Raw genomic sequence first — 2,008 nt, 5'->3', positions numbered from 1 at the left:
CGATCGGTCAACGGTCGCTCGAACAAGCCCAGTTGGAACTTCTTGGTGAGGATGCGCCGGTTGGCGTCGTCCACCCGGGCCTGGGAGATCCGCCCCGAACTCACCTCGCCGCGCAACAGCGTCAGGAACTTCTTGTAGTCGTACGGGACCATCACCATGTCGACGCCCGCGTTGACAGCCGTGGTGATCTCGGCCCCGGTGAAGCCGGACTGCCCGTCGAGCTGGTCGACCGCGGCCCAGTCGGAGACGACGAACCCGGTGAAGCCCAGCTCGCCCTTCAGCACATCGGTGACCAGGTACTTGTGGGCGTGCGAGCGTACGCCGTTCCAGCTGCTGTACGACAGCATCACCGAGCCCACACCGCGCCGCACCGCCTCCTGGAAGGGCGGCAGGTGCACGGCGCGCAACTCCGCTTCGGTCAGCTGGGTGTTGCCCTGGTCGACGCCGCCGGTGGTGCCGCCGTCGCCGATGTAGTGCTTGGCGGTGGCCAGCACCGAGGCCGGGTCGGCCCCGAGAGTGGCGCCCTGCAGACCGGTGACGAACGTGGCCATGGAGGTGGGCAGTTCTGGCTTCTCGCCGAACGACTCGTAGGTGCGGCCCCACCGGTCGTCGCGGGCCACGCACAGACAGGGTGCGAAGTCCCAGTCGATGCCGGTGCCGGCCATCTCCTCGGCGACCGCCCGGCCGATGCGCTGGACCAGTGCGGGGTCCTGAGTGGCGCCGAGGCCGATGTTGTGCGGGAAGATCGTGGCGCCGCGCACCGCGTTGTGCCCGTGCACGGCGTCGATGCCGTAGATGAGGGGGATGCCGAGCGGGGTACCGAGGGCGGTGCGCTGCAGGGAGTCGTAGGTGTCCGCCCAGGTCTGGGCGTTGTTGGGGCTGACGGTGGAGTCGCCGCCGGAGAGCACCGAGCCGATGCGGTAGGCGGCGAGGTCGGACTGCGGGAGGAGGGAGTCCTTCTCGATCTGCGTCATCTGCCCGAGCTTGTCGTCGAGCGACATCCGGGACAGCAGGTCGCCGACCCGGTCCGCGACCGGCAGCGTCGGGTCCTGATACGGCAACGCCGCGGCGGCCAGGGCGGGTTCGGCGGGCGGCGCGGCACCGGTCAGGCCGATGACGGTGAGGGCGGCGGCGCACAGCGCGGCGACTATCGCGGGGCGGCGGGGAGCGGGGGCGAGGCTCTGGCTCATGGCGTGGGCCTTTCCGGGTGCGGCCGGAGGAGCGGAGGAGCACGGTGGGTCGTCCTGGGGCCCGCCCCGTCACCATGGGAGGACGAGGGGCGGGACCCTGAACGGGCGGGGCGCCGGGTGGGATCGGACCAGGAGAACGGTCGGACGCGGACGCGGCTCAGATCACGAGAGCGCGCGGACCTGGGTCGCGTCGCCTCACGAGCAGGCGGTGCCGTTGAGACTGAACCCGGCCGGCCGGCTGAACGAGCCGCTGTAGGTGCCCTGGAAGCCGAAGGTCTGTCCGGAGCCGGGCGCGATCCGCGCGTTGTGCGCGAGAGGGGTCGCCGTCACCGCCCCGGTGGACGGCGTGACGCCGGCGTTCCAGGCGTTGGTGATCCGCTGCCCCGAGGGCAGAGTGAACGCCAGCTTCCAGGGATCGACCGGAGCCGAACCCGTATTGGTGACGGTGACGTCCGCGGTGAAGCCACCGCTCCAGACGTTCGTCGCGTACGTCACCTTGCAGGCCGTCGCCGGATCGCCCGGGTTCCCGGGGTCGCCCGGATCACCGAGGTTCACGGCCGAGGAGAAGGAGTTCACCGCGAGCCCGGCACCGTTCTGCCAGGGCTCGAACCCCGCCTGCACGCTCGTCAGGTACCAGCTGTTCTGCGCCATGCCACGGCGGACGGTCTCCCGCACGAAGTCCATGACATCGAAGCTCCAGCTGGGGATCGCCGACGGGGCCACGAACGAGATCACGTCGTTGGTCCCGTTGCTGCCCGTCCACACCTGCCAGCTGCGCCCGCCCACGGTGGTGGTGCCCACCTGAGAGCCGATCGGCT

General features: G+C 70.7%; 2 protein-coding genes. Both read right to left on the bottom strand.

What is annotated here, in order from left to right; genetic code table 11:
• Nucleotides 1-1,190: glycoside hydrolase family 3 protein (locus tag BZL64_RS26320; RefSeq protein ID WP_279634614.1), on the bottom strand; the 1,190-nt coding region annotated here is incomplete at its 3' end.
• A 195-nt stretch (nucleotides 1,191-1,385) separates the two neighbouring features.
• The coding region (locus BZL64_RS26315; RefSeq protein WP_208639524.1) for a glycoside hydrolase family 12 protein at nucleotides 1,386-2,008 on the bottom strand (623 nt) is incomplete at its 5' end.

Source organism: Streptomyces bobili (assembly GCF_002154575.1).
GTDB classification, from domain to species: domain Bacteria; phylum Actinomycetota; class Actinomycetes; order Streptomycetales; family Streptomycetaceae; genus Streptomyces; species Streptomyces bobili.
The sequence above is the reverse complement of the archived record's forward strand: the minus strand, read 5'-3'. Positions and strand labels throughout refer to the sequence as shown.